Source organism: Bacillus cereus group sp. BfR-BA-01380, assembly GCF_022663535.1.
GTDB lineage: Bacteria > Bacillota > Bacilli > Bacillales > Bacillaceae_G > Bacillus_A > Bacillus_A cereus_BB.
Genome location: NZ_JAKUFS010000012.1, coordinates 85,371 through 110,829, shown reverse-complemented (window position 1 = coordinate 110,829; position 25,459 = coordinate 85,371). Strand labels below are relative to the sequence as shown.

Genomic DNA, 25,459 nt, shown 5'->3' with positions numbered 1-25,459 from the left:
TCATTCAGAATTATCTGATATAATAAAAAGAGTTCTTTTTTCATACAAACATTTTACGTTCAGACAAGGGGAGGAATTTAGAGATGAAACTAGGTATTGTAATTTTTCCATCAAAAATGATTCAAGATAAAGCAAACGGTCTGCGTAAGCGTTATGATCCACATTATGCATTAGTTCCACCACACATTACATTAAAAGCACCTTTTGAAGTAGCTGATGAACAGTTAGAAACGATTGTGCAAGAGCTTCATACAATTGCAGATAAAGCAAATCCTTTTACACTACATGTAGGAAAAGTGAGCTCATTTGCACCTGTAAATAATGTTATTTATTTTAAAGTAGAAAAAACACCAGAATTAACATTCCTAAACGAAGAAATGCATAGAGGTATGTTCACACAAGATCGCGAATATGCTTTTGTGCCGCACCTTACAATTGGACAACAATTATCAGACGCAGAGCATGCGGATGTTTTAGGTCGCTTAAAAATGAAAGATTTCTATTATGAGCAACCAATCGATCGTTTCCATTTACTATATCAATTAGAGAACGGAACGTGGACAGTATATGAAACGTTCCATTTAGGAAAGGAGCAACAATAATTTGCAAGTTCAAGTTGTACAAAACAAAAAACAGCTAGATGATGCCTTTTCCGTTCGTAAACAAGTGTTTGTAGATGAACAAAAGGTTGCAGCCGAAGAAGAATACGACGAATATGATCACGCTGCAAAACATGTTGTATTATACGATCAAGATGTTCCAGTTGGTGCTGGGCGCTTTCGTATCGTCGATGGTATCGGGAAAATGGAACGCATTTGTGTCTTATCATCTCACCGCCAAAAAGGGGCTGGCAAGATGATCATGGACGCATTAGAAGCTCTTGCGAAAGAAGAATCTCTTCCAAAGCTGAAGCTTCATGCGCAAACACACGCTGAGCCGTTTTACCATAAGCTTGGATACGAAACAACTTCTAATGTATTTATAGAAGCTGATATCCCGCATGTTGTCATGATAAAAAATCTATAAAAGAAGCGCCTTATTTGGCGCTTCTTTTTATGATTTCTACAATCATCACATAATGATTTTTCAACATATAAATCACAGCTACGCCAAACAATAATTGACCTGCACTCGTTCCCTCTCTTTGTTTTAACACCGCACGGGGCAGGAAAAGGCACTGACCGCTTCTACGCATAGCCAGTTCCTCTCGCCAATCTAAAAAAAGAGGTTTGTAGTAGGGGGTGCAATTTGTATTCACCCCTAACCACATTACTATCTCACTTTTTTACATTGCCATTTCCCCTATCTTCCGATAAAGTTATAAGTTGATGCTACTTATTGAAGGTGAAATTATGACTAAGGAAAATTTTTCGCAAAAATCATTAACACATTCGAATATACCTCGCGCAATTTATCATATTCCGAAAACATCTACCGACTTAGTTCAACAAAATGATGCGGATGTTATCTATTTTCGCGCTCTTGAAAAACAAGGAATATATTTAAATGAAAAACAATTAGAAGCTGTACGCCAGACTGAAGGACCCGTTCTTACATTAGCTGGTGCTGGCAGCGGAAAAACGTCTGTCTTAACAACGCGCGTTGGCTATTTAGTCAATGTAAAAGGCGTTCACCCGCGTAACATTTTATTGCTTACATTTACGCAAAAAGCAGCGGAAGAAATTCGAAGCCGCGTAGCAACATTACCTGGTATGACACCCGCAGCGAGCCAATATCTTGTAGCTGGAACATTCCACTCTGTTTTCTTAAAGTTACTTCGTAGCCAAGGATACAATCAACAAATTTTAGCCAACGAAAAACATAAACAAATTATTATAAAGAAAATTTTAAAAGAACTTCGTTTAAAAGATGACTATGACGCGGAAAGTATGCTAGCAATGATTTCACTTGAAAAGAATAAATTAAATAGACCGAAAGATGTACAGGCCAAAACACCCGTTGAACGTGAATTTCAAGAAGTATACAGGCGCTATGAAGACGTAAAGCAGAGTCATCGCTATCTAGACTTTGATGATATTTTACTTGAAACGTTTTATTTACTAGAAAATAATGCGGCATTATTAACACAGCTGCAAGGACGCTTTCAATATATTGAAGTGGATGAATTTCAAGATACATCATACGCCCAGTATGAAATTGTAAAACTATTAGCAGCACCGCAAAACAACTTATTTATCGCAGGGGACGATGATCAAGCCATCTACGGCTGGCGCGGAGCTAGTCATCAAATTATCCTTTCTTTTCCAAAAGAGTTTGATGATACAACCATTATTACTTTAAATACAAACTATCGCTCCAACCCCTACATTGTCGGACTTGGTAATGAAGTCATTAAGCTGAATCAGGAACGATTTAACAAAGAATTGTACACCGTTCACGAAGAAGGAATGCAGCCATTTTATTCAAGACCAGCGACAACATTAGATGAAGCCAATCAAGTACTGCAACTTATTCAAGATAAAGTAGCAAGTGGCCAGCGACGCTATACAGATTTTTGTTTGTTATACCGGACGCATTCTGTAAGCCGCTCCTTACTCGATCAGCTTACGATTCATAAGATTCCTTTCGTCAAATACGGGGCAAGCCAATCGTTTTATGAACACTCGCTCATTAAACCTGTATTAGATCAATTACGGTTAGCCTTTGAACCATTTCGCATAGAATCACTCGCAAGCATTTTACCGACAATGTATATCGGGCGCGATGAATGTATATCATTTATTGAACGAGAACAATGGAAATACGGTGAAGGTCGCTTCCCTTCCCTCTTACATTTCCTTTTACTCAATCCAAACTTAAAACCTTTCCAAGTGAAGAAAATCAATGATCGTATTGATTTTCTAAAATTTATTAAAGAGCTTGAACCGAAAAAGGCATTAAAAGAAATCATCAAAGGAAAAGGACAATATTTAGAGTATTTACAGAGCAATGACCGCTCTTCCTTTACGATGCAAAAAGAAATACAAGAAGAAATGCTTGAAGAACTCATTGAATCTGCAAATCGTTTTTCGGACATTCCAGCGTATTTAGAATTTGTAAACACAGCTATTCAAAATCAAAAAGAAATGGAAGCATTAAAAACACGAACGCAGCAAGATGCTGTATCGCTTATGTCTATTCATAACGCCAAAGGACTTGAATTTCCGTGTGTTTTCTTACTCGGTGCAAGCGACGGTATATTACCGCATTCTTCATCCTTAAAAGACGCGAACGACCGTATTACGGATACTTCAGAAGCATTAGAAGAAGAACGGCGCTTAGCATACGTTGCGATTACGCGTGCAAAAGAAGAATTGTACATTTCTTCCCCGCAGTTTTTTAGAGGGAAGAAGCTGGATGTTTCTAGATTTTTATTTTTGACGAGAGATGACCTACAAAAAACAAAATAACAAATGAAATGATTTCTGTCTGAAACGCCATTACATGAAACTTTCCGAAATACAGTCATCCTTCAAAACAAAAAATACCCTGTTTTATCCTCTGGATAAAACAAGGTATTTTTTGTTCAAAAGCAGGCTTATTATTTATATATTTCATTATCCAAGATATTTATTTCTATTTCCGCCGCAGTTACAACCTTTTTTCTTCACATATCCTTGCTGTTCCAGTTGCAGTTGCTGTTGTTGTTGTTCTTGCTGTCCTTGTTGCTGCTGTCCTTGTTGCTCTTGTTGTTCTTGCTGTTCTTGTTGCCGCTGCCCTTGTTGCTGTTGCTGCAGTTGATGCCAATATTGAAATGGATCAAATTGATGATACTTTGCCATGGCAAACATCTCCTCTATTTTTTAACGCTCTTTTTATTATATGAACAACCCTTCTGTTTCGTTCCTTCATTTCTTACTCTTCCATTAATCGACTAACAACTGTCTCAATAATCGCCGCAACCCCTGCAACTGCTAGCAAGAATATAATAGGCTCCATTGCTTTAGGAATCCAATAATAAAACAAAAGTAAAAAAGCACTCATCCATACCCCTGTACACCAATAACAACTTAGCAATTCACCCATCCATTTCCGCAAACCCTTTCCTTTTACTTTCATATACGTTGAAACCGTACCATCAGGCTCTGTAATCTGTAATTCTTCAAAGAAAGGCGCACGTATAAAAGACGTAATCTTATCAAAGACAAAAAGGCGTGTTAAGCGAAATACTGCAAATGAGAAAATAAAAAACATAAGCCAACTCTTAAAAAGCAAGCTTCTCATCTCCTTTCCTTTCCATCTAAATACAGGCTTATCCCTTAAAAAAAACACCCTAAGAGCAGTAACCGATTTACCTTGCATTCAATATTCTAATAGTGTAAATCAAAACTTATGATAAGGAGTGAAAAGAATGGGTAACAATGATGACAAAAAGAATATGAACATCAATTGCGTATGTGATGTCGTAAACTTCATCAATGAATTACAAGACTGTGCAACAAGCACGTGTCCAACAGGATGCGATGTTCCATTCCTCGGTGCACATCAGGGTTCTAGACTCGCAAATACGCGCCCATTTGTCTTATTTACTAGCGAAGGAGATCCATTCCGGGTATTTATTGCTTCTGCTGGCCATGATAAGAAATGCTTTTCGGACATTTTCCGTGTAGAAAGTGTAGACGACTGCTGTGCAGTATTACGTGCATTAGAAGTACACAATCCAAATCCAGGTGATTGCGAAGAACCAGTTTGTGTCTTCTTAAACCATCCTAACGCTACACTACAGGCAACAAATTCTGTTGTAACTGTTGATTTAAATTGTTTCTGTGCAATTCAATGCTTACGTGACGCACACGTTTCAGGCGTATAATGTGTAAACAAAAAAACTATTGAGGTGGTAGGATTCCTACCACCTTTTCCACATTATAATCCCATCATGCGAATCGATATGACATCTTCTATATTAAGAAAAAAATTACTAATATAGCCTGGTACCACCATTTGCAGCACCCCATTTTCATAAGAAGTAACAACCCCTACATAAGAAGCTTCTTCTGTTTTCACAACACATTTCACACTTGGTATATAATGCGGTCGACTTAATAAGAAATAAATCTTCTCTTCGTTATTCATATCTTTAAACGATTTATTATGCTTCGTGCTACTTAAAGATTCTACAAATTGTTCATCATTTTGTTTTGGTTGATTCTCTTCCGCTACACTCGCGTGCGTGTTATGTTGATCAACAGCATCTATCTCCGTTACATCCGTTTGCACGTTATGTTGATTAACGACACCTATCTCCATTACATCCGTTTGCATGTTTTGTTGATCAGCTACGCTTATCTCCTCTACAATATAGTGAGTTTGTTCACTAGTTTCAACATGATCTATTTCGTTTTCCTGTGTTTCAGCCGTTTGTTCTATCTGTTTCACAATTACACTTTGCTGCATATGACGCTGTAGTTTATATAAATCTAAATGATGAATATATAATAACGGTTGATTTTTTCCTTTCTTTATTTGTTTCTCCGCCATCTCCATCCCCCTTTTTTATGAAAACGTACGTTATTACAGTTATATTCATACAGGGCGGAGAAGTTTCGTTAAAAATCGATTCTTTATCTGTCTACATAAGGTACATTCCCTATTTTCTATAAAGTGAAACTTTAATCAGCCCTCACCAATCGGGCTTTTACGGGCAGTTTATCTCCCGCCTAACTTCTTAAGAAAGGCAGAAGCGGCTCGTCCAGAATGTGAGGGGGATGGAGCTTCTGACGTAGAGGTGTTTTTTACCTCGCAGGAAGAAGCGAAGCCACCGAACATTCTAGCCACTGGAACTGGACAATGCTTTCGCTGAATTTTGAGGCGAGAGTATTACTGCCCACAAATAGCGGGATAAATGAGGAGCTTGTCTATAACCCTTTTCCTATTCTCCCTATTAAATAGAATTAGAACATGCACAAGAGTTAAATTATGTCTCCTTATGCATGTCCTATAGACCGACGAGGCCTACTAGGACCCCCTTTATTGTTTCACTATCCTTAATGATAAAATTTAATACGCATTCTTATAATAATTTTCCAGATGATATTCAATCGTTTTATTTTTTACGAAAGAAGGAAACAGTTTCTTCTAATCCTTGAAGCAATGAAAATTTTGGATTCCAATTTAAGTATTTTCTAGCTTTATTATTTAATAAATAGCTATGAACAATATCCCCTGGTCTTTCCTCTTTGTATATTCTTTTATTTTCTATTTTCATTACATTATAGATTATATCCAGCAGTTCATTGACTGAAATTTGTTGATTCGAACTAATATTACATATTTGATTGTCAGCATTCCTAAGAGCCAAAAAGTTAGCATATGCTACATCTTTAACAAAGATAAAATCTCTTGTTTGATTTCCGTCACCATATATAATTGGACTATCATTCTTTAATAAACGGTCAATAAAAATGGAAATGACACCAGCTTCTCCATTTGTATCCTGCCTTGCACCATACACATTGGAATATCTAAGAATTGTATACTGTAAACCTGAAAGTTTTGCAAATAACTGAATATATGCTTCACTGGTCAATTTCGATAAACCATAAAATGATACAGGATTAAGATCATGATTCTCATCAATAGGTAAATATTTAGGATTACCGTATACAGCAGCAGTTGATGCGTGGATCACTTTTTTCACGTTATACTTTATACAAGATTGTAGAATATTTACAGTCGCCATGATATTTTCACTACAATCGTAAAGCGGCTGTTTTACAGATTCCTGCACAGACACCTGCGCCGCTTGATGTATTACAAAATCTGGTTTTTCTATCATGAAAATTTTATTAATAGCAGGATCTCGTACATCAAAATGATAAAAAGCAACCCCCGATGGAATATGATACTTATGACCGGTAGCTAAATTATCAACAACTACTGTCTCTATATTGTTTTCCAATAAGGATTCAACAATATGTGAACCAATAAAGCCAGCTCCGCCTGTGACTAAAACTTTCAAATATTTACCCTCCCCAAAAGTTGTATTTCCTTACATATAAGAGGTTCATCACCAAAAGACGGGGGTGACATTTAGATAGATGTACACTTCACTCCGAGTAGGACGCTTTCCGCGGGTGAGAGCGAGCCTCCTCGGCAAGCCTGCGGGGTCTCACTTTCCTCGCTATTCCCGCAGGAGTCGCCACTCTCCGTTCCGTATATGAAAAATGATTCATTTTCAAAAAATCAACCCCATGTTACAGTGATGAACCTATAAAATCAATATTTTTACAATTTATGTGAACTTTTACTACAGTATGCTCTACAGTTCATTAATATCGGCTTAAAGCAGCTAACAAACAATGATACTCTCGTTTTCCTGTGTTTCAGCAGCTTGTTCTATCTGTTACATAATCATACCTTTCTGCATATGGCGCTGAAGTTTATATAAAGTGAAACTTTAATCAGTGGGGGTTTTCTTCATCCCCCACTGATTATCAGCCCTCACCAATCGGGCGCATGCCAGCAGTTTATCTCCCACCTAACTTCTTAAGAAAAGCGGAAGCGGCTCGCTCAGAATCACAGGACGCCCACGCACAGGGCGGAGAGGCGCTTTTTGCCTCGTCCGGGGGGGCGAAACGACCGGAGATTCTAGCCGCTAGAGCTGGACAACAAAGAAATGTGAAAGTGGCTCGCCCAGAATTTGAGGGGGATGGAGCTTCTGACGTAGAGGTGTTTTTTACCTCGTAGGAAGAAGCGAAGCCACCGAACATTCTAGCCACTGGAACTGGACAACACTTTCGCCGAATTTTGAGGTGGGAGTATTACTGCCCACAAATAGCGGGATAAATCCAAATGATGACTGTATAATAACGGTTGATTTTTTCCTTCTTTTATTTGTTTACCTGCCAATTTAATAGCCTTATCCGAAAGTCATAGATGTCTATATCGTCTAGTTCATGATGGTGCCTAAACTGGCAATCAAAGATTTGTTCTGTCTTTGCATAAAAAAGACCTCAAGAATCATAAAGAGTCGAGAGGTCTATACTTTGTCATATCTCTCACTTAGAGAGACTAGTCACAGTCACAAGGTGAGATTGGATGACAATCGTCGCAATCATTCTTTCTAATACACACCTTGACGATGTCTTTTTCAGTAATTTTCCAGAAAACTTCGACGGATCCTTGGCCGTTCAGTCCTGGGCGTGTTCCGAAATTTTGTGGTCTTGGTGTACCTTCACATAAAACGGCAAATCCACAAACTTCGAAATGGTCTCCTTGGTTTGCATCATCACGGTCAATGATACATTGGAATGCTCTTTCGTCACAAATGACTTTCTCACATTGGTTTCCTTGTTCATCCACCGCTATATACGTAATTTTTTTCGCTAGTGAGCCGCAAATGATGACTTTTTCAGGGCAAACATCTTCAATAACAGGTGCTTGCGTGAAAAACACCTTTGTCATTACCCCTGCTTGAGCTAATGCAGGCGGAACGAGCTGTGTTTTAAATTCAACGGCTTCTTGACAGCAAGTTTGCGGGTTTGGAATTGGACATCCATTCATTTTTATTCCTCCTTATATTGTGAATATGAGACAAATGAATTAGGAAAAAATAAGTATGATAATAATCTACTGTGCTAAAATACAATATGTGAAATCGTACAATTCAGTATAGGTAGTTGCTGAGAATCGGCTGTAAAAAGAAACAATATGCATTCGCCTATCAATAAAGTCATAGATGTCTATCTCGTCTTGTTCATGATGGTAACTAAACTAGCAATCAAAGATTTGTTCTGTCTTTGTATATAAGAAAAGACCTCAAGAATCATAAAGAGTCGAGAGGTCTCTACGTTTTCATATTGCTGACTTAAAGAAACTACATACAAGGCGGGGAAGGTGGTTCACAGTTGCAATTAAATTTTCTAATACACACCTTAACAATGTCTTTTTCGGTAATTTTCCAGAATACTTCGACACTTCCCTCGTCGTTCGGTCCTGGGCGTGTTCCGAAATTTTGTGGTCTTGGTGTACCTTCACATAAAATGGCAAATCCACAAACTTCGAAATGGTCTCCTTCGTTTGCATCATCACGGTCAATGATACATTGGAATGGTACTTCATCACAAATAACTTTCGGACATTGTTTTCCTTGTTCATCCACCGACGTAAACGTAATTTTTTTCGCTACTGAACCGCAAATGATGACTTTTTCAGGACAAACACTTTCAATAACAGGTGATTGCGTGAAAAACACCTCCGTTTTTAGCACTGCTGCAGCCAATGCAGGCGGAACGAGCTGTGTTTTAAATTCAACAGCTACTTGACAACAAGTTTGTGGGTTTGGAACTGGACATACAGTTGTCGTTGATGTTGTAGATGTTGTAGATGTCGTTGTTGTCGTTGTTGTTGTTGTTGTCGTTGTTGTCGTCGTTGTTGTCGTTGTCGTCGTTGTTGTCGTCGTTGTCGTCGTTGTTGTCGTTGTTGTCGTTGTTGTCGTTGTTGTCGTTGTTGTCGTTGTTGTTACAGGACCAAAATCGGCAGCAAGACATTGACTATCCCCATTAGGACCAATATCCTGGAAATGCACAGCTACAGTAAGGAATTGAGATTCCAATAGCGGTGGAGTATTTGAGCATATTGTAAAGATACCACTATGATTTGGTAGAATTAGTTCATTTGTAAATTTGCTAACAGCTTCTACTAATTCAATACAATTCCCTGCACCTGGGCAACCATTAGAAGGTAGTGTTCCGATAGTGCCTGGTCCAAAAGTTTGTACTAACGGACCAGCGTTACTCGTATTTAAACAGAAAGCACCAATACTCCCTTCACTATCTGCATGGTTAAATATTTCCATTGTGACACAATCGCCATCTTGTGTCACAGTGACGGTTGCATTTAATGGTTCTCCACCTGGACCTGTTCCGCTTATAGATGCAACTACTGACATATAAAATTTACACTCCTTTTTAATAAACTTAAATGTAAAAAAAGAAAAAGGTCTATTTTTATCGAATTTTCCCTCTTTTCCAAACTATAGTATGTCTTTACAACAATAATGGTTTGGATAAATTCATCATTGTGGATCTTTTATTATGTCCTTCATGATTTTTCCACAAGGAATAATGAGGTTTTTGCGATAAGAAAACACTTGATAACAAGCTAATTGTAGGTCCGAACTTTTCTTTTAGTTTCCATATATAGTGAAAAATGATATTTACAATCAAGCTAGATTGTGAAATATGTGTGGGATTATTTATAGTTTAAAAAATATATACTATGAGAAACACTCATCTAATATAATGATTGTTTCATTCATTTTTTCAAGAGGAACTTTTTAGTAAGCGAGGAACAATTAAATAGTTTGCATACGTGTAGGCACAAGGATTCAGAAGGGTCATAGAAAAATGAATTAGCGCCTCTTTCATGAACAAAATTAACTACAAGGATATCTACTGATTTTCAGGTTAAAAACTCCTCCTATGATACCTTTGAAATTATAATAACAATTTAATTACGTACAAAATCACAGATAATACTTAACGCATATATTGTAGAGAAATTCAATAACATTTATGAGGATTTCAATTCATGAACATTACAATTAATGGTGTAGTATTTTAATTAGGACGGAACCAATCAGCTACTGATATATTTTTACCGTGAATATGCCAAATGATATTACTAGAATTATCAACATTATGATCTTTCAATCCGCACGTGCTCCAAGCAGTTCTCCACTGCAAATCTTCATAACCGTTGTTATCTTGAATTTTAAGTAAAACTTGATATGCTTTATGACTAAAAGCAAATGTCGCAGGCATCAGAAAATTATTATTTGGAAAATGACCACCTAGACTTCCATAATTACCTTTTGATAAAAAATAATTATTTAGCTGATAACCAACTTGTGAGCTTAAAACATCACATTTATGTGTCTCAAAATATTCGATTATTGTTTTGACATAATCTTTTTTATATATATCATCGTCATCAATTTTAATATATATATCATAAGGTACCGGACATTGTGATAGTGTAGTCATTGTATTTGTATGCGTGCTGGAATTTTTGTTGTACTGGATTATAAATCTATCATCAAGTATATCATCAAATAAAATTTCGTAATTTGCAATTTCAGACTCATCGTCATACATAATGCTGATTGAGTGGGTGAAATTTGTATACGATTGGTTTTTTGCATTGAGTATACATTGACGAAGCATGTGTGGACGTTTATACGATGGTGTAAATAACAGAACTTTCATTTTGTTGTTCCTCCTCTAGCATCAAACTGCCTTGATTCGATATAGTTATACTAATACTATCACTGCATGATATGTGAACAAAATGTAATATGTGTCGGTATTTACCTCATTACCTCGTCTGTCAACGATGCCTTTTAATTGTAAGCGTAAAATAATCCCCGCATGTGGAGACCTCACTGCCTATTAATACAGGATAGATAATTACTATTTTTGTTATTTATCCCCCAAAACTGTTTTTTGAAATTAAATTTTCAAAAAGAGTTTTCTCACAAGTGAGAAAACTAGGCTTTATTTTTAACACTTTACAAATGTTCAAGAATACTATAAAGAGTAAAATCATAAATACGGAGGAATTCTATGGGTAATTTTAATCGTATAATTAATAGTCCTTTAGGTATGTTGATTTATAATAACCATGACTATATTGGTCAAATTCTTAGAGATCACGGTGAATGGGAATCCTACGCTGTTGATTTATGGAAAACATTCCTTGAACCCGATATGACGGTATTAGACATTGGAGCTAATATTGGAACTCATACTCTTGCCCTATCTAGAATAGTTGGTGATAATGGAACAGTTTTGGCATTTGAACCACAAAGGTTAATTTATTATATGTTAGCGGGAGTTGTAGCGTTAAATAGTTTAACAAATGTTTGGTGCTTCCAAAAGGCCGTTTCAGATGAAGAGGGAACCATATTTGTACCCGAACTTGATATGGAGCAAAATTATAATTTTGGTGGTTTTTCACTTGCTGAACCATTGCGTGGGGCACCCCGTATCTTAGGCGGAGAGACTGTTCCAGTTATATCAATAGATAATCTTAACTTACAGAAATGTCATTTTATAAAGGTTGATGTTGAAGGAATGGAGGAAAACGTGTTACGAGGAGCACAAAAAACAATAAATAAATATAGCCCAATCATGTACGTTGAAAATAATCGACCTAATAATTCAAATTCGTTAATTCATTTTATTCGAAACCTAGGTTATAGAATGTACTGGGATCGGGATGAAAATATGCTCTGTCTACCTGAGGGCGTATCGATTCAAGTAAGCCATTTAAAAGAAGTTTAATCCCTATGTTCCCCCCCCTCTTTTCAAACAATTAAATAAGCATGGATCGATAATGTAATACAAGCATTCTCTCACATTATCGGTCAGACAGAGATGTGTGTAATATGAGTAATTTGAAATTGTTGCTCATCATAAGGGATTTCAGTAAATAGGTTCATAGAACCAGTGTGCCTCTCCATTGTCTGAATGCGTTGTTCGTGTGCTTCCACGATGCCGAATACAAGGGACACACCGGCTTCAGGACCTTGATGGTAGACTTCTAAAATTTGTTCCTGGTTCATCTCTCTTTCACCTCCTAACCTTGATAATTCAAGTGTTAACAGAAAAATAAGAAACCCTCAAATCAAGAGAAGATCTGAATAGTTCGACAATGTTAAATTCGAATATTTGTTCACATCTAAAAGAACCCTCTCTTCATGTAATCATTTATACGAAAAGTAGATGTGTAAATCAGGAATGAGAGAGGGTTTGAATATAAAACCAACTACCAGTATGGCTCATCCGTTTACAGTAGAACGTTTTAGATTACAGATTGACAAGATTCATATGTTACTAGAAAAGCTGCGGGTTATATTGGGTGATTACGTCCCTGTTTTAAAACAAAAACACGATATTCAAGCCTTCATACGCATACATACTTGAAGGGACTGATCCCATTGGAAACTAAGCGGAATTATACAAATATCTCTAAACGTATTATGGATATACAAGATGATGGACAAGCTATTCAACACTTCATCACGGATTTCCCTTGGTCTGCAAAATCCGTCTTTTACACCATTCAAAAAGAACTCGCACGCGAATCTGATTGGACAGGTGATATGGTTCCTTCCTAAAAGTGAGTTTTCCCCTTTAAATGAAGAAAAAAGAAAGCGAACAAAGATTCCTTCTGAACGTGTATTTCAAACAGAACTCGGACTCGGATATGAATATTCAAACTTTCCTAATAACAATCCTTCTATAAACTTCTTAGTTAGATCATTTGTGATCTTTTTCTAATTCATGTCCCCAAAACATTACACGGTTTTACAGTAAGAACAAGAAGTAAGCATAAGTATAATTTTGTCAAAAACTCATATAAATTTTAAGGTAGATATTTTTAACAACGGATTCATAAAAGGGGGCTTCACGCATGAAAGTTGCGCTTCTCACAATGTTTAATGGTTTAGATAGTACGTACTCATTAGTAAATGTTGTAGCGGAACAAATCAGGATGTTGTTGGATGATGATAAACAGCCGATCATGCTTGTAAGTGAAAATTGTCCGCTTGATGCGCGGCACGGAATTTTCTTGGATGAACGAATTGAATGGAGAAAAGTAGTCAATCATCTTAACGGCAATCAAATACATTGGAGAGACTATACGCAGGCCAGTGGAAAAGTGCATCAAACCTTTTATCAGGAAGTGGATGTGATTGCGGATGATTTAGTAACAAAATTATCTGATGTAGATGCATGTATTATGCATGATATTCATTATCAAGGTTGGCATTTACTCCATAATGTAGCGGTGAGAAAAGCACAAGAAAAGCTACAACATGTCAAATTTATTGCTTTTACACATTCGGCTCCCGTAAATCGTCCCCCAAATCCTAAATGGCCGTTTTCAGCAAGGTTTACACCCATGCCTAATACTTTATATGTCTATCCTACCCAATCAGGAATTTCCGCACTCTCCAAACAGTACAATGCTCCGGAAGGGAACTGCCGAGCAGTCAATAACAGCCTTGATTTATTAAATTACATGAGCGATGAAGTCAAGTTGCTCGGCAAGGAAGTTGATTTAATATCCCCGGATATACTTGTCGTTTATCCGGGGAGACTGACACCTGGAAAGAAATTCGAAAAAGTCGCATCGTTATGCGGGGCTATTAAGAAAAACTGCGAAAAGACGGTGAAAGTCATATTTTGCGATTTTCCAAGCGCGGATATTGGGACTAAAAAATATAAAGATTTAATTAAGACACAAGGAGCGGCATTCGGTTTAGAACATAATGATATGTTTTTCACTTCAGATATGAAAGCTTTTAAAAATGGCTTTCCTAGAAAGGGTGTTTTAGAATTATTTTCCCTTTCTAATCTTTTTATATGTCCTTCTTTTTCTGAGTCGTTTGGATTAACCGTGTTAGAAGCGGCAAGTAAAGGGAATTTTATTGTATTGAATGAAAGAGTTCCTGCTTTGGAGGAAATTGGAAAAGCATTGAGTTCCTACTTTATGAAGTGGGATGCAAGAAATTTTGGGTATAATACCGCCGAAACATACCACCCTTCCGAGGAAGCATATTTGAAAGAACATGCAGAAATTATTGTCAATCTAATGCGTGAAAATCACGTAGTCCACGCGAAAACAATGGCAAGACAACGTTATAGTCCTCAGTGGATATGGTTTAATCAACTAAAACCTATGCTGCAGCCCTTTTAAGTGTTAATCTTTCGCTGTTACACTTCGTCGTTCAGTTCCCCGTAACGCAAAATAAAACCCCCATCAGCCGAATACTGATGGGGGTTTCTCTCAATAGTTGGTTGATCTTACTTTTTCAATACATACCTTAACAATATCTTTTTCTACAAACTTAAAGGCGACTGAATGATCCTGTCCGCCAAAATTCGCTTCATGCGCAAAAACCTCGCACAAAATACCCTGTTGGATAATGCGGAATTGATCCCCTTCCTTGATACCATCCTGTTGAGTAATACCGCATTGATCATCCCCTTCCTTAATATCATTTTGTTCAATCAGACATTGAAATGGGACATCGTCTTTAATTACATGGTTCTCAACCTCACAGCCATCTATTACTGCCGTATAGGTTATGGTTTTATGAATCACACCGCAAATAACAACCACTTCCGGACATACCTTTTCAATGTTAGCTACTACCGTTTTAGTGGCACTAGCAGTTCCCCTTTTTGCAGGAGGCACCAGTTGCGTCTTATGCTCCACTATAATTTTACAACACAATTCTTTCCGAGGAATACGGGGTGAAAACGCACAAATACAATGACAACTTAATGTTCTAATAGCTCCATTACAATCTTTCCCTGTAATACACCCATTCTCAGGATCAAAATTTATAAAAGTCAGGGTGGTTGTTCTGGAGGCTCCTCTTAATAAAAAATCAACCTCATTTCCTGGTTTTAATATACATAATTGATTACACAAACCATTCATTTCGAGCACCTCCTTCACTTAAACTTCGGTACTATATTACTTTATGTCATTATCATTGCTGTTGTATGGGCATACAAATAGGCGGATAAGCCTTGATATAACTAAGTGGATCCGCAAATCATTTCTGTAATTGTATGAACGACTTGTAATGACTTTTTTGATCTTATTGTTTGTATGTTTTAAAGTATGTTGAAGAATCCCAATGGGTTACTGTAACATTGCACCATGTCACTTTTGGAAAAATATAATAAAAATGTATGAGTAAAAACTATACAATTTTCTCTATACGAAAAAAGCCCTCCTGAATCGTATTTTTTACAATTTAAGAGGACTTTTTATTTTATAAACATAATTCGTTTATCTTTTCGTACTACCCTAAAATATGATACCTAGAATCCACATGAATATTCTCTCCAGTCACACCGCTTGCTAGATCACTGAATAAGAATAACGCTGTATTTCCTAATTCTTCCTGTGTTACGTTACGACGCATTGGCGCACGTTCTTCAATTTGTTTTAAGATACTGTTGAAGTCGCCAACACCTTTTGATTCTTACGTTCTTTTGGTGAATGGAACAAAATTATAATTTTGGTGGCTTTTCACTTTCCGATCCTCTATATGGCAAACCCCGTATTATAGGTGGAGAGAACGTTCCAGTTATGTCGATAGATGGCCTTATTCAGCAAGAAGAACAATTTTTTGCCCTTGCAACTATTTATCTTCAAAACTCTTTGGAATACAGACCTAGCAGGGCCGAATCTTTATACCATCTTACAAAAATATACCGACATAAATCAAAAAACAACATCAGCTTGATGTATGCATTACAAGGAAAAAACCCCTTTTTCCAAAGACGATATTCTTTTTGTAGACTATCGCATCTATGATCATCTTTTTGACTATGAAATCTCCATATGTGCTTATTATATCGAAAGCAAACGTCATCTAGGCCGCACTGCTCAGAAACGACTTGAATCTAAAATGAAACAATTACCAACGAATATAGCGCTCTCTGTTGAAAGTAACTCAAAGTTTTATGAATAATATAACGATAAAAAAACAGTGCGAATTAAAAGCCCTGTTTTTGCCTTCTTAATATATTTCGGTACTCATAGACAAGCCCCTATTTCCAGTAAAATAGGAGCTTATCCATAACAATTCGGCTCACTATTTCATTAAATGTATTAAAGAAACTTAAAAGAGGTGAAAAAATGCTTAATTATTTCAAGTGTCCTCTACCATTCCCAGTTGAATTTCCGCCACCACCCCCTCCTGCATATGGATTTATATTTACAGAAGAAGCACAAACACTTGCCGATGGCACAAATACTGTAATTTTCCCTTCAAGCGGTCCACTAAATAAAACAGTAAATGCAGATAACGGATTATTAATTAACGAAACAGGAGTATATCAAATTGACTATACTGTAACTTTCAATATTCCTTTTTCAATTATCCCTCCTGATTTAGTCGATTTCACTGGAGTATTAACATCTACCGCTGGTGCTATTTCTTCTCAAATCCCTGGTTCATTTTCTAGGGTTGCAGATTCAACTGTAGAAGCTATTCCAGGCACTAGCGGCAGTGGATTTACAGGGCGATTTGCAGATACATTAACTGGCTCTGTTCTTTTCAAGGTGACCACTTCTGGCACTCTCATTGGAGTTGATGTCATCTGGAACAAATTAGATTTAGATGCTGCACAGGTTCAATTTGCTTCTCTACGAGCAGTACAGGTTGTTTAAGTACTTATACAAGGAAGAAAACTAGTTCCTGAATCTCTTCTATATTGTACTGTTCAACATATAACAGGTCCAACTCAGTTTGGTGCAATTCAATATAGCATTGATGTAGACTTCTTATTCCTCGGCTGCTCCATCAAGAGTTACCAAGGAGTTCATGGAAAAAGTAACGAAGTGATTTTTATGACAATTTTTGTACAAGGGATATTACAAGCGAAGAAAGAAATTAATTAAATCGAATTGCACGCCGGGAAGTAATTTCCATGGGGGCTGACATCAAAATCATACACATTCTATAAAAAACCAGATATGTACCTTAGAAAATAGAAGAGTTAAGTTAGCTTTATATAATGAGGAACATTCCTAAAAAAGCTGTTCGGATTATCCAATTAATGGTAGCGAAATTCACCATTTAAACCAAAGTATATCTATTAATTTCTCCCGCATTAACGGGTCCTCACAATTGAGGGAGAAGCGAAGAAAGTAAGTGGGGGATAACTGTTTGTAAAAGCCCGATTGGTGAGAACTTTCCATCAGTAAGGAATCAACACTGATGGAAGTTTCACCTTATAGCACCCCGTAAATTTCTAAATATTAAATCAATTTATTAAAAGGAGGAAATATTCATCTATGGCACAGATATGTGATGGAAGTGCATGTTTTGTATTCTCTAGTATACTCCCAGGAACCGTTGTAACGATTGTAGGTAAATCAGGTCATATGTATGGACCGGCTACGTTTGCATTCTTTAATTCAGAAAATTGTGTAGTTACATTACTAGAGGAAGACATGACGACTCCCAGTTATCCTATTGTTCTACAAATCGGTTGCAACGATATTGAGAGTGTCTCATATACTCCAGGTGGCTCTGGAGGCGGCGGGGACCGTCCATCAACCTCACCTTTAATCCTCACAAAGCATGACGACCGCTTGTAATACCATTTTTTCATCAAAAAGTGCCCAAGGAATTTTTGTGAAGCGAAAACTTTAATTGGTGGTGTATAGTGAAATTATTATATATCTCTTCCGGTTATTCGAGAATTTACGATTATTTAGACCAAAGTATGAAAGCTGAGCTAAGTAACAATCATTATGAATGGCTCCACTTTCACCCATTAGAGAATATAGAGAAGTTAAAGACTATTGTTGCCACTTTTCAACCACAGCTAGCCCTGACAGTATTAGGAGATTATCTTTCAGTACCAGCTATTCAATATTTAAAGGAAAATGGTATTAAGCTGGCATGTTGGATGACTGAAGACCCTTTTTATATTGATAAGACTATTCAAATCATTCATAGATTTGATTATATCTTTACCATTGATACCGGAGCTCTAAAGTACTATCAATCTGTTCATCCAAATACCTACCATTTACCGTTAGGTACAAACGATACTATCTTTAAGCCCGTACCCATAGAAAATGTATATAAAAGTGAGCTGCTTCTTGTAGGTTATCCCTATCCTACAAGAGTAAATTTTATTCATTTTCTTTTAGAACATACTAAATATCAAATCACACTAATTGGAAAAGGTTGGTATAACAGACTACAAAAAAGATGGCGAAACAACTCGAGAGTTATGATTAAAGATATATGGATTGAACCGCAGAAAGTTACCTATTATTATAATGGAGCCAGCATTGTATTAAATCCTCATCGAACTCACAATTTCTGGCATAATCAAAATACGCGTGGAGTTATGAGCGAAAGTATGAATAACCGAACATTTGATGTTGCAGCATGCGGAGCTTTTCAACTAATAGAAGAAAAGCCTGATCTCCGTTCCTTCTTTACCGAAGAAGAGATGATATCTTATTTAGATTATGAGGATTGTCTACGTAAAGTGATCATCTATATGAATAATAAAGAAATGAGAGAAAGAATTGCCCAAAAAGCTCGAAAAATAGTGATAGAACAGCATACATTTCGCCATAGAATTAAGGAAATGATTGAGATTATTCAATAACCAAAGCCTTAATTTTATAGAAGTATATTTTATCTTAATAATCCATCAAACAAAAGACAAAAAGGCTGCAAAGCGGCCCTTAAAGAAAGCTTTGCAGCCTTTTTATATTTCTATACCTTTTTTTCGTGACAGTCAATAAGAGCCTTACCTCCCTTATAACAATTGCAGAGTTGAAAAAAACACACAATTATTATAAGGGATACTAATAAGGCGAACTCAATATCTAAACAATATCGTAGAACAAGATCATCAGTTTATTAACGTATTGGATCTGAAACTTCAACAAGAAGCGAAATCTGCCTGATGTAAGATTGAATTCATAGATAAAAAAATAGTAAAATTTTATCTTTTTAACAAATTATGAAACACAAGATCCAATATCAGATTATATATAGACTAAGAATTTATTAATTTTTAGTATCAATAACCAACACAAGCATGTATTCTCTTCCATAGGATAAAATAGCGGATTTTCTTAGAAAGGATGATTAGACAATTGCCTAAAAATATAAATTTTCAAAGTGGAAAGCTAAAGATCGGTGTAATAGGATTAGGATATGTCGGTTTACCCTTAGCCCTGCTTTTCACACAAAAAGGTTTTCAAGTTTTGGGAATTGACATCGACCAAAATAAAATTGAAAGTTTAGCCAAAGGTATCAGTTATATTCTAGATATTCAGGATGAATATCTCAATCAACTAATCACAAATGGGGATTTCAGAGTTTCTAGTAACTATCATGATCTTAAAGACTTTGATGTCATCATTATTTGTGTTCCAACTCCTTTGTCTGCCGATAACACTCCAGATTTAAGCTACTTACAAACAACAGGAAAGAAACTTATCCCTTGGCTTAAGAAAGATCAATTAATTATATTAGAGAGCTCAACATACCCTGGGACTACTAGAGAGGTGATTCAACCCCTTCTAGAAAAAAGTGGTTTAACCATCGGGAAAGACCTTTATCTTGCGTACTCTCCAGAAAGGGTTGATCCAGGTAACCGTGCTTTTTTGTTAGAAGAGATCCCTAAGGTTGTAAGCGGAGTAACCGATTCCTGCCTAAAAAACATTTATGATTTATACTGTCAAATATTTAAAAAAGTTATTCCTGTATCGTCCACAGAAGTTGCCGAAATGACAAAAATTCTGGAAAATAGCTTCCGTTTTATCAATATCTCATTTATAAACGAAATTGCCATTCTTTGTGACACATTAAAAATCAATGTATGGGAAGTTATTGATGCTGCAAAAACAAAACCTTTTGGATATACACCGTTTTTTCCCGGACCCGGAATAGGTGGACATTGTATCCCCATCGATCCACTTTATTTACAATGGAAAGTCAAACAAAATGGATTCGACACTCAATTTATCAATTTGTCCCATCAAATTAATCAATCCATTCCCCATTATGTTGTGAACCAAGTACAAAGGCTTATTCAGGATAAAGAAAACCCTTCTATACTTATATATGGAGTCACATATAAAAAGGATATCAATGATTTAAGAGAATCACCTGCCTACCCCATTATCGAAAACTTAAAAGCGTTAGGTACCATAGTCTACTATCATGATCCTTATGTTAATGAAATTAATATAGCTGGTCAAAAAATGGTCAGTGTTCCACTTAATGATCAACTTTATCAAAAAATTGATTGTATTATTATTTTAGTTGACCATACTCAAATTCCCATTCATGAGATGATGGAGAAAGCCAAGATTATTTATGATACTCGCAATATTACTCAAGGGCTATCAGGGAAAGCCAAAGTCTTTCTCCTCGGTGCCGGTTAACAAAACTCTTTATCAGGAGGGATTTTTCATTGCCTATTTTAGTAACCGGATGTGCCGGGTTTATAGGGGCACACATCACAAAAAGATTGTTGCAAGAAGGACATCATGTTATTGGAATTGATAATTTAAATGATTATTATGATGTTTCACTAAAGAAAGACCGATTAAAATTTTTAAAAAATAAAAATTTTATTTTTAAAAAGTTACATCTGGAAAATAAGAATAATGTGAATCGGATATTTGCTGATTTGCAACCCACTATTGTCATACATTTGGCGGCACAGGCAGGCGTACGGTATAGTCTTGAAAATCCACACGCCTATATTGATTCTAACTTAGTTGGTTTTACTAATATCTTGGAGGCATGCCGTCACAACACTATTGAGCATCTGATTTATGCTTCTTCTAGCTCTGTCTATGGTTCAAATACTAAATTACCCTTTTCCACCAAAGACAATGTGGATCATCCTTTAAGTTTATATGCAGCCACCAAAAAAGCAAATGAATTGATTGCTCATACCTATAGTAATTTATACCGTTTACCGACAACTGGTCTACGATTTTTTACCGTTTATGGACCATGGGGCAGACCCGATATGTCCCTCTTTTTGTTTACAAAAGCGATCCTTGAAGGAAAACCTATTAAAATATTTAACAATGGAAATATGAAACGAGACTTTACTTATATCGATGATATTGTAGAATCCATCATCCAGTTAATTTATAAAAAACCACAATCTAACCCAGAATGGAGCGGAAACCACCCGGACCCTTCCACAAGTCACGCACCATATAAAATCTATAACGTAGGGAATAATAATCCCGTTCACTTAATGGACTTTATTCATATCATTGAAACAAAACTCCAGTTGGAAGCCAAAAAAGAATTTTTGCCGTTGCAACCAGGGGATGTTACTGAAACATATGCAGATATAACAGACTTAATAGCTGACGTGGAATTTAAACCCGAAACTCCAATTGAAGAAGGAATCAGCCGTTTTATTGACTGGTATAAAGATTACTACGGTATTCTATAGAAACTTCATCCTTTGAAAAATTCTATAATGTATATTAATGTGGATAGTCTCACGTACAAACCTACTCTCAATATCTGCTTTTTAAAGATAATAAAACTTCTAAGACAAAGTACCAAATTGTAAAAGATTAATACGACTACCTATATCTCCACATCCCCACCATGCATATAATGATATTATTGAAAGATATAAGAAAAAGAATATAAAGAGTACTCTTTTCAAAAATACAAGCCCTGAAGGGAGGAACATAGAATGTTAAAAGTATCAAGGTTTATTGAGAATAGAGAGATTATACGTTCACATCTTAGCCCTTTAAATCCCGCCGTTAGTGTCATTATGCCAACCTATCGCAGAGGAGCAGTGTCCCTTAGAAGAGCAATTGAAAGCGTGTTAAATCAAACATTCACTTCCTTTGAGTTCATTATCATTGATGATGGTTCAAGAGACCATACATTTCAAATTCTAAAGGAATATCAAGCCAAAGATCACCGAATTGTGATCATTCGCCACCATCTTAACAGCGGGTTGCCTGCTTTAAGAGTTAATGAGGGCATTATCGAAGCACGCGGAAAATATATCAGTTATCAGTTTGATGATGACGAATACCTACCCGATTGTCTCCAAACCCTTTATCATGAAATCATTAAATACGCTGAACCATGTTTAGTGTATGGGAATTGTCAACTGCATGTTAAAGATAAAAGCGATGTGGCACAAAAGATATTAGGTAAACCGTTTAATTATGGCTTGCTCGTGAACGGTAACTATATAGCTAATAACTCTGTCTTACATCATAAAGTCATTTTTGAAAGTACAGGCATGTATGATCCACATATAGTAATCAGAAGGTTTTCTGATTGGGATTTATGGCTTAGAATGTCAAAAAAGTTCCCTTTTTATTGGATTGACAAACCCGTAACGAAAGCTTTTGCTGGCGAGAAACATGCTTTAGGCACCGACATCGGATTCAAATTAAGCTATATAAGAAAATATATTGAAAGCTTCAGGGAAAAAGCGCTTTTACCCAAAAATATTTGTCAATATGACGTTGATAATTTAGAGGATCACTGCAAATGTTTTAATGCGCTGGAAATAGATACTCTAAACAGAACACAAATCATCCCTTATCGATGTAATGTCCCTTATTATTTGACCGATCTTGAAAGATACACCGCAAATATTACAAGACCTCATAAAAGGACAATTGCTGTTACCAAACCGGATTTCTCAACCTCCGTTGATGTTACCATTCGGAATTATACTCATAGAATAAATAATTTTCCATATGATTACTTCTTTGTAAACGAGGCAGCTCTAGATGCAATACACCCATCCGACTATTCTCTTCTTATTTTATCAAGAACTATTGGTCCAAACTCAACCAAATTATTAGAAGAAAATGTTATACAAAAAAAGCCTACAGCTTACTTTATGGATGATAATATGTTTAGATTTCATGAATTGGGTGAGGAATTTGAGTACCTTAAACCCCATACTGTTTATTATAAAAATCTGGAGTACCAAGTTAGCAACAGTCATTTAGTTGGTAGTTATAATCCCATCATTAGTGCGGATTGTAAGAAATATAACAAAAGTGTCGCTGAATTAAATACAAACATTCCATATCGTTATTTCCAGAAAAAATATAAACGGCAAGGAGATAAAGCAATTAAAATTGCCATATTCTCTGGGCCAGCTCGCAAAAACGTATTAAAAACAATTTGGACATCTTTAGAGCAAATTGCAGAAAAATATGGGAATGCTGTAGAATTTCATTTCTGGGGATTAAACCCAAAAGAATTTGGAGAATTAAAAAGCCCTGTATACTACGTTCCCTTTACCCATAGTTACGATAAATATATTGAAAGATTAATAGATTCTTATTTCGATTATCATATATGTCCATTAGATGGTATCTTTCAGGCTTCCCTAAGCAAAAGTCCTGTAAAATTTTTAGAAGGTACTATTTCCGGAGCTGTTGGGATATTTTCCAACGTAGAACCCTACAAGAATATTCCAAATCATCTGTGTTTAAAAGCGGAAAACACATTAGAATCATGGTATGAGACAATAGATCATGCGATTCGTTTGAAAAGTGAAAAAAGATCCACAATTTATGAGGAAGCTTATAATTATATCATACAAAATTATTCGACTGAAGCCCAAATGGATTCGTTTTTGTCCACATTAGAAGCCACAGAATTGATCGCTAAATTAAATAAAAGAAAAATTGCTTATTTTTTTCATGAGTCAGATCTTGGAGGAGCAACTATTCATCTACTCAAACACGCTCTTATGGCAAAAAGCTATGGAATAGAAATTATGATTTGTTTACCACACTATCAAAAACATATCCCTACTCTTCCCCAATTGTTGCAAAAACACAATTTGAATGTTCATTATTTACACTCTGAAAACTTCATCGAAATCATTTGTCCAAGGAATGACGATTTGCATTACGCAAAAGGGATATCCACTTGGCTAAAAGAGAATAACATTGGCTTGGTCCATTCAGTAACTTTTTTCCCATCAGTTGGCATAGCCTGCAAAATGAATAAGATTCCTCATGTTTCGTCACTTCATAAGTTTTATTCAAATAAAGCCTCTAAAGAATTCCTAATAAATAACATTTTGATCGATATAGTTCACTCTTCTTCTTCTAAATATGCGAACGTATGGTCTGAAGAATTGCATGTTCCTTCGCGAAAAATAGTCTGCCCTGTTGACGAAATCTATTTTAAGTACTACATGGAGAATAAAGAAAAGCAGAGAGAGAATAACAAACCAATTAAAATATTAATTCCTGGCACTTTAAAAGAAGGAAAAAATCAACATACTGCAATCAAAGCTGTTTCTATCCTAAAAAAGAAAGGATATAGTGTACAGCTAGATTTAATTGGTTATCACCATTTGATAAAAGACTATACTGATCTATGTCATTCCATTATTCAAGATAAAGAATTGAGCCAAGAAGTAAAAATTCGAGGATTTACAAATACCCCCCAAGATTACTACGCTAATACTGATATTTTATTGTGCAGCTCAACAGAAGAATCTATGCCACAAACAATTTTGAAAGCCATGGCTTCAGGAGCTTTAGTAGTCTCAACAGATGTGGGAGGAGTTAAGGAATTGATAAAAGATAACTACTCAGGAATCATTGCCGATGGAGTTGATGAAAATGCATTAGCTACTGCCCTTGAAAGAGCCTTCCACCTCAGCGCAGAGCAAAGGACAGAAATCATTACAAATGCCTTCAAGATTATCAACATGGTAGGAGATCCTCAGTACGTATGTACAGAGTTACTAAATCTGTATAACGAGGCCTTTGATCAAGAGCAAATTCATAAGCTTCCGGATTTATTGAAATAACTCTACTCTTCGGAACTTATCGGTATAATTGACAGCTAAATGACCTTGTAAAAGCTTATTTAGCTGCCGTTTTTTCTGATCCAGGTCCGCTT

Annotated in this window: 23 protein-coding genes and 2 pseudogenes; 14 read left to right on the top strand and 11 right to left on the bottom strand. The window is 36.1% G+C overall.

What is annotated here, in order from left to right; all coding sequences use genetic code 11:
• The first annotated feature begins 83 nt into the window (after nucleotides 1-83).
• Nucleotides 84-602: a YjcG family protein gene (locus tag MR076_RS13215; protein ID WP_242221233.1), complete on the top strand. Its 519-nt coding sequence runs from the start codon at nucleotides 84-86 to the stop codon at nucleotides 600-602.
• Nucleotide 603: 1 nt separating this feature from the next.
• Nucleotides 604-1,026: a GNAT family N-acetyltransferase gene (locus MR076_RS13210; RefSeq protein WP_242221231.1), complete on the top strand. Its 423-nt coding sequence runs from the start codon at nucleotides 604-606 to the stop codon at nucleotides 1,024-1,026.
• A gap of 10 nt (nucleotides 1,027-1,036) precedes the next feature.
• On the opposite strand, the gene MR076_RS13205 is transcribed toward MR076_RS13210, so the two are convergent.
• Nucleotides 1,037-1,270 (bottom strand): hypothetical protein, encoded by a 234-nt coding sequence (locus tag MR076_RS13205; protein ID WP_242221229.1) that lies wholly within the window; start codon nucleotides 1,268-1,270, stop codon nucleotides 1,037-1,039.
• A gap of 82 nt (nucleotides 1,271-1,352) precedes the next feature.
• On the opposite strand from MR076_RS13205, the gene MR076_RS13200 reads away from it, so the two are divergent.
• A complete protein-coding gene (locus tag MR076_RS13200; RefSeq protein ID WP_242221227.1) occupies nucleotides 1,353-3,410 on the top strand; it encodes an ATP-dependent helicase in 2,058 nt (685 codons plus the stop codon).
• A 147-nt stretch (nucleotides 3,411-3,557) separates the two neighbouring features.
• Here the strand turns inward: MR076_RS13200 and MR076_RS13195 are convergent, their stop codons facing one another.
• Both MR076_RS13195 and MR076_RS13190 read right to left on the bottom strand, forming a co-directional pair.
• Nucleotides 3,558-3,782 (bottom strand): hypothetical protein, encoded by a 225-nt coding sequence (locus MR076_RS13195; protein ID WP_396021699.1) that lies wholly within the window; start codon nucleotides 3,780-3,782, stop codon nucleotides 3,558-3,560.
• Nucleotides 3,783-3,855: 73 nt separating this feature from the next.
• A complete protein-coding gene (locus MR076_RS13190) occupies nucleotides 3,856-4,215 on the bottom strand; it encodes a DUF1360 domain-containing protein (RefSeq protein WP_277928465.1) in 360 nt (119 codons plus the stop codon).
• Between the two features lie 136 nt (nucleotides 4,216-4,351).
• On the opposite strand from MR076_RS13190, the gene MR076_RS13185 reads away from it, so the two are divergent.
• Complete coding sequence (locus MR076_RS13185) at nucleotides 4,352-4,810, top strand: CotY/CotZ family spore coat protein (protein ID WP_242221222.1); 459 nt, start codon at nucleotides 4,352-4,354, stop codon at nucleotides 4,808-4,810.
• Between the two features lie 53 nt (nucleotides 4,811-4,863).
• Here the strand turns inward: MR076_RS13185 and MR076_RS13180 are convergent, their stop codons facing one another.
• The 5 genes from MR076_RS13180 to MR076_RS13160 all read right to left on the bottom strand — a co-directional run bounded on the left by MR076_RS13180 (nucleotide 4,864) and on the right by MR076_RS13160 (nucleotide 11,207).
• Complete coding sequence (locus MR076_RS13180; RefSeq protein ID WP_242221221.1) at nucleotides 4,864-5,478, bottom strand: CotO family spore coat protein; 615 nt, start codon at nucleotides 5,476-5,478, stop codon at nucleotides 4,864-4,866.
• A 565-nt stretch (nucleotides 5,479-6,043) separates the two neighbouring features.
• On the bottom strand, nucleotides 6,044-6,958 hold the full coding sequence (locus tag MR076_RS13175) for an NAD-dependent epimerase/dehydratase family protein (protein WP_242221218.1): 915 nt from the start codon (nucleotides 6,956-6,958) through the stop codon (nucleotides 6,044-6,046).
• Between the two features lie 1,052 nt (nucleotides 6,959-8,010).
• On the bottom strand, nucleotides 8,011-8,502 hold the full coding sequence (locus tag MR076_RS13170; protein WP_242221216.1) for a hypothetical protein: 492 nt from the start codon (nucleotides 8,500-8,502) through the stop codon (nucleotides 8,011-8,013).
• A gap of 313 nt (nucleotides 8,503-8,815) precedes the next feature.
• Nucleotides 8,816-9,889, bottom strand: coding sequence for a hypothetical protein (locus MR076_RS13165; protein ID WP_242221215.1), 1,074 nt, complete (start codon nucleotides 9,887-9,889; stop codon nucleotides 8,816-8,818).
• A 670-nt stretch (nucleotides 9,890-10,559) separates the two neighbouring features.
• The gene (locus tag MR076_RS13160; protein WP_242221213.1) at nucleotides 10,560-11,207 is read right to left on the bottom strand and encodes a glycosyltransferase; all 648 of its coding nucleotides are present in this window, start codon (nucleotides 11,205-11,207) and stop codon (nucleotides 10,560-10,562) included.
• Nucleotides 11,208-11,564: 357 nt separating this feature from the next.
• Here MR076_RS13160 and MR076_RS13155 point away from each other — a divergent pair, with 357 nt between their 5' ends.
• Nucleotides 11,565-12,284 (top strand): FkbM family methyltransferase, encoded by a 720-nt coding sequence (locus MR076_RS13155; protein ID WP_242221211.1) that lies wholly within the window; start codon nucleotides 11,565-11,567, stop codon nucleotides 12,282-12,284.
• Nucleotides 12,285-12,367: 83 nt separating this feature from the next.
• Here the strand turns inward: MR076_RS13155 and MR076_RS13150 are convergent, their stop codons facing one another.
• Nucleotides 12,368-12,565, bottom strand: coding sequence for a hypothetical protein (locus MR076_RS13150; RefSeq protein ID WP_242221209.1), 198 nt, complete (start codon nucleotides 12,563-12,565; stop codon nucleotides 12,368-12,370).
• Between the two features lie 375 nt (nucleotides 12,566-12,940).
• On the opposite strand from MR076_RS13150, the gene MR076_RS13145 reads away from it, so the two are divergent.
• Nucleotides 12,941-13,120: a hypothetical protein gene (locus MR076_RS13145; RefSeq protein ID WP_242221207.1), complete on the top strand. Its 180-nt coding sequence runs from the start codon at nucleotides 12,941-12,943 to the stop codon at nucleotides 13,118-13,120.
• A 296-nt stretch (nucleotides 13,121-13,416) separates the two neighbouring features.
• Nucleotides 13,417-14,706 carry a glycosyltransferase gene (locus tag MR076_RS13140; RefSeq protein ID WP_242221205.1) on the top strand — a complete coding sequence of 430 codons (1,290 nt, stop codon included), beginning with the start codon at nucleotides 13,417-13,419 and terminating at the stop codon, nucleotides 14,704-14,706.
• Nucleotides 14,707-14,796: 90 nt separating this feature from the next.
• On the opposite strand, the gene MR076_RS13135 is transcribed toward MR076_RS13140, so the two are convergent.
• Together MR076_RS13135 and MR076_RS13130 are read right to left on the bottom strand one after the other, a co-directional pair.
• Nucleotides 14,797-15,456, bottom strand: coding sequence for a hypothetical protein (locus MR076_RS13135; protein WP_242221203.1), 660 nt, complete (start codon nucleotides 15,454-15,456; stop codon nucleotides 14,797-14,799).
• Between the two features lie 370 nt (nucleotides 15,457-15,826).
• Nucleotides 15,827-16,006: pseudogene (locus MR076_RS13130) on the bottom strand (SDR family oxidoreductase); the annotation flags it as partial.
• Between the two features lie 134 nt (nucleotides 16,007-16,140).
• Between MR076_RS13130 and MR076_RS13125 the strand changes: the two are divergent.
• The 7 genes and pseudogenes from MR076_RS13125 to MR076_RS13095 all read left to right on the top strand — a co-directional run.
• Nucleotides 16,141-16,501: pseudogene (locus tag MR076_RS13125) on the top strand (glycosyl transferase); the annotation flags it as partial.
• Nucleotides 16,502-16,668: 167 nt separating this feature from the next.
• A complete protein-coding gene (locus MR076_RS13120) occupies nucleotides 16,669-17,202 on the top strand; it encodes a hypothetical protein (protein WP_242221200.1) in 534 nt (177 codons plus the stop codon).
• A 627-nt stretch (nucleotides 17,203-17,829) separates the two neighbouring features.
• Nucleotides 17,830-18,135 carry a CGEA protein gene (locus tag MR076_RS13115; RefSeq protein ID WP_242221198.1) on the top strand — a complete coding sequence of 102 codons (306 nt, stop codon included), beginning with the start codon at nucleotides 17,830-17,832 and terminating at the stop codon, nucleotides 18,133-18,135.
• 68 nt (nucleotides 18,136-18,203) lie between these two features.
• Nucleotides 18,204-19,166: a CgeB family protein gene (locus MR076_RS13110; protein ID WP_242221196.1), complete on the top strand. Its 963-nt coding sequence runs from the start codon at nucleotides 18,204-18,206 to the stop codon at nucleotides 19,164-19,166.
• Nucleotides 19,167-19,662: 496 nt separating this feature from the next.
• A complete protein-coding gene (locus tag MR076_RS13105; RefSeq protein ID WP_242221194.1) occupies nucleotides 19,663-20,958 on the top strand; it encodes a nucleotide sugar dehydrogenase in 1,296 nt (431 codons plus the stop codon).
• A 29-nt stretch (nucleotides 20,959-20,987) separates the two neighbouring features.
• A complete protein-coding gene (locus MR076_RS13100) occupies nucleotides 20,988-21,995 on the top strand; it encodes an NAD-dependent epimerase (RefSeq protein WP_242221192.1) in 1,008 nt (335 codons plus the stop codon).
• Between the two features lie 252 nt (nucleotides 21,996-22,247).
• Entirely contained in the window at nucleotides 22,248-25,367 is a 3,120-nt protein-coding gene (locus tag MR076_RS13095; protein ID WP_242221190.1) for a glycosyltransferase, read from the top strand.
• Nucleotides 25,368-25,459: the final 92 nt, after the last annotated feature.

What these genes read in the sequence shown, in the direction of transcription:
- MR076_RS13215 (WP_242221233.1), top strand. Translation starts at nt 84, where the DNA reads ATGAAACTAGGTATTGTAATTTTTCCATCAAAAATGATTCAAGATAAA.
- MR076_RS13150 (WP_242221209.1), bottom strand. Translation starts at nt 12,565, where the DNA reads ATGAACCAGGAACAAATTTTAGAAGTCTACCATCAAGGTCCTGAAGCC.
- MR076_RS13200 (WP_242221227.1), top strand. Translation starts at nt 1,353, where the DNA reads ATGACTAAGGAAAATTTTTCGCAAAAATCATTAACACATTCGAATATA.
- MR076_RS13185 (WP_242221222.1), top strand. Translation starts at nt 4,352, where the DNA reads ATGGGTAACAATGATGACAAAAAGAATATGAACATCAATTGCGTATGT.
- MR076_RS13140 (WP_242221205.1), top strand. Translation starts at nt 13,417, where the DNA reads ATGAAAGTTGCGCTTCTCACAATGTTTAATGGTTTAGATAGTACGTAC.
- MR076_RS13180 (WP_242221221.1), bottom strand. Translation starts at nt 5,478, where the DNA reads ATGGCGGAGAAACAAATAAAGAAAGGAAAAAATCAACCGTTATTATAT.
- MR076_RS13195 (WP_396021699.1), bottom strand. Translation starts at nt 3,782, where the DNA reads ATGGCAAAGTATCATCAATTTGATCCATTTCAATATTGGCATCAACTG.
- MR076_RS13115 (WP_242221198.1), top strand. Translation starts at nt 17,830, where the DNA reads ATGGCACAGATATGTGATGGAAGTGCATGTTTTGTATTCTCTAGTATA.
- MR076_RS13120 (WP_242221200.1), top strand. Translation starts at nt 16,669, where the DNA reads ATGCTTAATTATTTCAAGTGTCCTCTACCATTCCCAGTTGAATTTCCG.
- MR076_RS13205 (WP_242221229.1), bottom strand. Translation starts at nt 1,270, where the DNA reads ATGTGGTTAGGGGTGAATACAAATTGCACCCCCTACTACAAACCTCTT.
- MR076_RS13155 (WP_242221211.1), top strand. Translation starts at nt 11,565, where the DNA reads ATGGGTAATTTTAATCGTATAATTAATAGTCCTTTAGGTATGTTGATT.
- MR076_RS13160 (WP_242221213.1), bottom strand. Translation starts at nt 11,207, where the DNA reads ATGAAAGTTCTGTTATTTACACCATCGTATAAACGTCCACACATGCTT.
- MR076_RS13095 (WP_242221190.1), top strand. Translation starts at nt 22,248, where the DNA reads ATGTTAAAAGTATCAAGGTTTATTGAGAATAGAGAGATTATACGTTCA.
- MR076_RS13165 (WP_242221215.1), bottom strand. Translation starts at nt 9,889, where the DNA reads ATGTCAGTAGTTGCATCTATAAGCGGAACAGGTCCAGGTGGAGAACCA.
- MR076_RS13135 (WP_242221203.1), bottom strand. Translation starts at nt 15,456, where the DNA reads ATGAATGGTTTGTGTAATCAATTATGTATATTAAAACCAGGAAATGAG.
- MR076_RS13170 (WP_242221216.1), bottom strand. Translation starts at nt 8,502, where the DNA reads ATGAATGGATGTCCAATTCCAAACCCGCAAACTTGCTGTCAAGAAGCC.